5 protein-coding genes are annotated in these 5,193 nt (G+C 58.3%); 1 reads left to right on the top strand and 4 read right to left on the bottom strand.

Features of this window, described 5'->3' with window-relative positions:
* Positions 1-140 precede the first annotated feature (140 nt).
* From ACILRA_RS19445 to ACILRA_RS19430, 4 genes are all read right to left on the bottom strand, one after another.
* Positions 141-959: an ATP-binding cassette domain-containing protein gene (locus ACILRA_RS19445; RefSeq protein ID WP_395663709.1), complete on the bottom strand. Its 819-nt coding sequence runs from the start codon at positions 957-959 to the stop codon at positions 141-143.
* 7 nt (positions 960-966) lie between these two features.
* Positions 967-1,986 carry an ABC transporter permease gene (locus ACILRA_RS19440; RefSeq protein ID WP_395663708.1) on the bottom strand — a complete coding sequence of 340 codons (1,020 nt, stop codon included), beginning with the start codon at positions 1,984-1,986 and terminating at the stop codon, positions 967-969.
* Positions 1,987-2,097: 111 nt separating this feature from the next.
* Positions 2,098-3,063, bottom strand: coding sequence for a sugar ABC transporter substrate-binding protein (locus tag ACILRA_RS19435; RefSeq protein ID WP_395663707.1), 966 nt, complete (start codon positions 3,061-3,063; stop codon positions 2,098-2,100).
* 48 nt (positions 3,064-3,111) lie between these two features.
* Positions 3,112-4,134, bottom strand: coding sequence for a sterol desaturase family protein (locus ACILRA_RS19430; RefSeq protein WP_395663706.1), 1,023 nt, complete (start codon positions 4,132-4,134; stop codon positions 3,112-3,114).
* A gap of 142 nt (positions 4,135-4,276) precedes the next feature.
* Here ACILRA_RS19430 and ACILRA_RS19425 point away from each other — a divergent pair.
* Positions 4,277-5,193 (top strand): LacI family DNA-binding transcriptional regulator (locus ACILRA_RS19425; protein WP_395663705.1); only part of this gene is annotated, 917 nt, incomplete at its 3' end.

Raw genomic sequence — 5,193 nt, 5'->3', positions numbered from 1 at the left:
GCGCGCCAATCGATCGGTTTGTCGCGCCACAGCATCTCGGCGCAGGCTGCAAGCTGGAATGTCATCATGCCTCGACATAGTTGGTGTAAAAAAGGATGTGGCTCGGGAAGATCTGTTCGAAACCACTTCCAGGGGGAGGTTCAGGAGTGCGGCGGTGGAGGATGTCCACCATGCTCGGCCATGTAGCCTTCAATCTGGGCTTCAAGGTCGGCCATGGTCTCTCCGCCGGCCATAAGGTCGGTAATCTCTTCCCGGGTCTTTTCCCCCTCGCGGAAGTCCGCCGCGACTGCTCCGCGGATAAGGACCGCGAAGTGATCGCCTACCGCCATGGCATGCATCACCTGGTGAGTAATGAAGATAACGGCGAGGCCACGCTTCTTCGCCTCGTTGACGATGCGCAGGACGTGCGTCGCCTGCTTGACGCCCAGCGCCGCCGTAGGTTCGTCAAGGATCAGTACGCGGGCACCGAAATAGACTGCCCGCGCAATGGCGAGCGACTGGCGCTCACCGCCTGAGAGGCCGCCCACCAGCCGGTCCCCATCATCGATCCGAGTTATTCCGAAGTCTCGTACCGCCTTGACCGCAATCTCATTTGCCTTCTTGCGGTCATAGACTTTGAACGGTCCCCATCCCTTGGTGGGCTCGACTCCCACGAAAAAGGACCGACCGATGCTCATCAGGGGAAATGTGCCACCGAACTGATGAACCGTTGCAATGCCCCGATTGCTGGCCGCCCGCGGCGTCTCGAATTGGACCTTCTGCCCATCCATCAGGATGTCTCCAGAAGAAGGCCAGTGCACCCCGGACATGATCTTGATGAGAGTCGACTTGCCAGCGCCATTGTCGCCGAGCAGGCAGAGCACCTCGCCTGCCTTCACTTGAATGTTGATGTCATGCAGGACGTCGATCGGACCGAACGACTTGTTGATATTGCGCAGTTCGAGAACGGGAGTGGACATCTTTCCCTCACTTCTTCTTCGGCGCGTAGGTCAACGCCATCTTGCGGAAGGTGTTATTCATCAGCACGGCGACAAGCAGAAGCACACCGATGATGAGGGCAGACCAGTTACGGTCGAAGTCGGTATAGTAGATTCCCTGATTGACGATGGCGAAAGTAGTCGTGCCGAAGAAGATCCCGATCACCGATCCAAAGCCACCGGTCAGCAAAACCCCTCCGACCACCACTGCGATGATCGCATTAAAGATGAAGGACTGGCCGCCTGATACCTGGGCAGAATTGAACAAGATCGCCTGACACATGCCAACAAAGGCCGCTGATACTGCCGAGAACACGAAAAGCAGTATCGTCATGCGGTCGGTCGGGATCCCAGCGTTACGGGCACTCACCTTGTCGCCACCCATCGCCAGGATCCAATTTCCGTATCGTGAGTAGTGCAGGAAATAGACGTAGAAGGCTGTCAGAGCCAGCCACCAGATCACGATGACCTGCAGCTGGCCGGGTGGAAAGAGCCCGCCGAAGGATATGAAGTCGCCAAACAGCGACTTGGCCGCACCTTCGGTCGTCAAGGCAACGTTTGTGGATTTCGTGACGAGCACCGTCAGACCGAGAAGCATGCCCTGCACAGCAAACAGGGTGCCGAGAGTGACAATCAGCGAGGGCACCGCGGTACGGATCACCATGATGCCGTTGATCAGGCCAACCAGCACGCCGAACGCCAAGGTCGCGGCGATGCCGACCCAGATAGGTAGTCCGTAATGGCCGCCAATCACCGCAGTCATCATGGCTCCCGCCGGGACCATGGCGCCGACTGAGATGTCGAGTTCACCCGCGATCATCAGCAGGCCAACCGGGATTGCAATGATCCCTAAGCTGGCGGCCACGTTGAGCCAGCTCGACAAGCCGGCAATCTTGAGGAAGGTCAGTCCACCAAACACACCGAAGAAGACAAGCACGGCGACAAGGCCGAGAAACGCGCCCGCTTCCGGGCGGCGCAAGAGCCCGCCGAGCATGGAACCACTGGACATGAAACCTCCCCATTCCCGAATGTCAGCATGGAAATCCGCTGCCAGCAATTCTTAGGCAGAGGCTGAGATGGCCCGCCGGTTCTGTACCGGCGGACCATGCACTATCCGAGACTAGCGGGCACCCTTGGCAACACCATTCAGCGTGGCGTCGATGTTCGAGGAGTCGACAATGCCCGGTCCGGTGAGGACGGGGAACGTCGGAAGATTGGTGCCAAAGTCGATATGGGCCGCGAGAAGGCTCACGGCGAGATAGGCCTGAAGATAGGGCTGCTGGTCGATCGCGAAGCCCTGGCTTCCACCCTTGATGCGATCCAGCCCAGCCTTGTTGAGATCGAAGGAACCAAGCATCGTGCCCTCGCCCTTGCCCGCCTGCTGGATACCGATGGCAGCGGAGTCCGCATCGCCCGCGGAAATCGTGATGACGCCATCGATCGATTCGTCCTTGATCAGCTCGGCCTTGATGGCCTCAGCAACAGCGGTGGCGTTGCCAAAGCTCGAGGACGGAAGCGGCAACTGGGTTGACTTGCCACCCTTCTCGCCAATGCCATCGGCAACACCCTTGCAACGGGCTTCCAGATTGGCTGCGCCCGGAATGGTGTTGACGCAAATGACGTTCTTCTTGCCTTTGGACGCGAAGTAGTCACCGCCAGCTTTGCCCGCGACATACTCATCTGAGCCCACGTAATTGATGGCACCAAGTTCCTTTGCCTTCTCGGCGCCGCCAGCGTTCATCAGGATCACCTTGATGCCTGCCGCCATCGCGTCCTTGATTGCCGGATCTTCAGCTTCGGGCACCCAGTTCGGAATTACGAGGCCATCGACCTTCTGGCTGATCGCGGTGCGGATGAGCTGCACCACATCCGGTGCGAAGTTGTCGTAGTTCACGAGGCGCAGGTAATTGACGGTGCCACCGTTGGCTTCGACCGAGAGGCGTGCGTCATCAATTCCCTTCTTGATCAGGTTCCAGAAGGCGTCGTCATTCGATCCGCCGACAACCGCGATGTTAGCCGCCAGCGCGGTCGTCGCACTAAATGCCAATGCGGCGACAGCGACCATCATCTTCTTCATGCTCTTCATAGTCTTCCTCCCAGTGTTTCCGTCACCATGACGGGTTTGTTGAGCTTCTTATCCAGCCGTCTTGCTTGCGGCCTTGTTCAGGCGTGCAACCTTCTTGGCGTAGCGCGCGTCCATTCGCTCCTGGGCCTCCTTGGACCCGTCGTGCCAGCTGCCGAACCACTTATCGAGGGGGATGAGGCCGTCGCCACCGTAATTCACCTCGAAGTACTTGTGGTGCAGGTAGTGAAGGTAGGCGTGGCTATCGAGCGTGGTGTCATCGGTAAGCTCGAGCTTCTCGAAGCCGATGTGACCGTTGAGCGCGCCGTATCCCGCCATGTTCAGCTGCAACATGGCCACCAGCGGGTTCGACGGGATCACCAGGTGCCAGAGCGCCACGCCGTGGTAGAGGAAGGTCTCCACCGGATGCATCGATAGCGACGACCACGGCGAGGGGTTCACCGAATTGTGGTGGACTGAGTGGATCCACTTGTAGAGGAAGGGCGTGTGGATAAGGCGGTGGATGCAGAAGAAATGCACCTCGTGAATCATGGGCAGCATGAACACGAGTGCTGCGAGGTACCAAGGATTGTCCGCCCAGCTTAACCAAGGTACGTAGCCATTGGCATAAGTCCACAGCAGGATGACCTGGACCAGCGTCCAGAACACGATACCCGACAGGTAGCTGCGCAGGAAATTGTCGATGTTCTGGCTCTTGAACCAGAAGACATCGGAGGGCTGCTCTGAGGGAAACTTGCCGTTGTACTTGAACCGCGTGCCCTGCTTGCGCTTCCAGTAGTAGAGGGCCTCGATCGAACCGTACATCAGGAAGATGCCGATGCCGTTCACGGCGTAGAGCCACAGCACCCAGCCCCAGCTCAGCGTCTTCATTGTTTCCCAATCGGGGAGGAGGAATTTCCAGTAGAGAAGCGTCACCGCCACATGGAAGGCGTTCCACGGCCAGATATAGTCTACCAGGAACTTGCCCCAGGATTTGAGGTCCAGCGGACGGCTCCAGAAGAACGCGGTCTGGGGGTGGTCTTTCGGCGACCAGTCCCCTCGCTTGTTTCTCGTGCCGTATGTCCTGTCGTCCATTTGAAGCACCTCTGTTCGGCCATTTTTGTTGACACGATGGAACGCCTGAATCAATTTGAGATGAAGTGGTTCGTTTATTTCGTGTCTTTCGGTTCATTTTCTGAACCGAATTGAGATATGATCGAACAAACGGAGAAATGAAATGGCACGACCGACTATCCCCGATGTCGCCGAGGCGGCAGGGGTCTCCATCTCGACGGTCAATCGGGTGCTAAGGGGAGCGGCAGGGGTTCGGGAACCAACCGCCAGGCTCGTGAAGGAAACGGCTGAGCGGCTTGGATTCTACGGGCTGGGCACCATTCGTTCGCAACTCGATGCAAGGCGAGCCAAGTACCGCTTTGGCTTTCTTCTGCTTCAGTCCTCGCGGAATTACTATCAGATGCTGGGTGCGGCCCTTCAGTCGGCGGCCTCCCAAACCGATGAGGCTCAGGTAGAGGCCGTGATCACCTTCGCCGAGGACCTCAGCCCGCAAAACGTTGCAGAGAAAATTACGCAGCTCGGCCGGGATTGCGAGGCCATCGCCGTCGTATCATCGGTCCATCCCTTCGTGCTAGGCGCAGTGGAGTCCCTGCAGCAGCACGGGGTGCCTGTGTTTGCCATGATCTCCCCGCTCGGCGTGGGCATCAGCTATGTGGGACCAGACAATTGGAAAGTCGGCCGCACGGCGGCCTGGGCCGTCGCGAACATCTGCAAGGGGCCTGGAAAGGTCGCCATTCTGGTGGGCAATCATCGGTTCCGCTGTCAGGAAGCGAATGAGAGTGGCTTCCGCTCTTACTTCCGGGAGTTCGCACCGGACTTCACGATCCTCGAACCACAATCAACTTTCGAGACCAGTGCCGTGGCCGAGGAGATCACCGAGAAACTGCTAAGAGAGCATCCTGATGTAAAGGGGCTATTTGTGGCAGGCGGTGGGATCTCAGGCGTGATCCGCGCGCTACGGAGTGAGGGCAAGTCGGGCCAGATTGTCACTGTTGGTCACCAGCTTATGGACAACACGCGAGAAGCCCTGCTTGACCACACCCTGACCATGTTGATCCACGACCCGATGGAGGCAATGGC

The organism is Aestuariivirga sp., assembly GCF_044239095.1.
Taxonomy (GTDB): Bacteria; Pseudomonadota; Alphaproteobacteria; order Rhizobiales; family Aestuariivirgaceae; genus Aestuariivirga.
The sequence above is the reverse complement of the archived record's forward strand: the minus strand, read 5'-3'. Positions and strand labels throughout refer to the sequence as shown.

What these genes read in the sequence shown, in the direction of transcription:
- ACILRA_RS19435 (WP_395663707.1), bottom strand. Translation starts at nt 3,063, where the DNA reads ATGAAGAGCATGAAGAAGATGATGGTCGCTGTCGCCGCATTGGCATTT.
- ACILRA_RS19445 (WP_395663709.1), bottom strand. Translation starts at nt 959, where the DNA reads ATGTCCACTCCCGTTCTCGAACTGCGCAATATCAACAAGTCGTTCGGT.
- ACILRA_RS19440 (WP_395663708.1), bottom strand. Translation starts at nt 1,986, where the DNA reads ATGTCCAGTGGTTCCATGCTCGGCGGGCTCTTGCGCCGCCCGGAAGCG.
- ACILRA_RS19430 (WP_395663706.1), bottom strand. Translation starts at nt 4,134, where the DNA reads ATGGACGACAGGACATACGGCACGAGAAACAAGCGAGGGGACTGGTCG.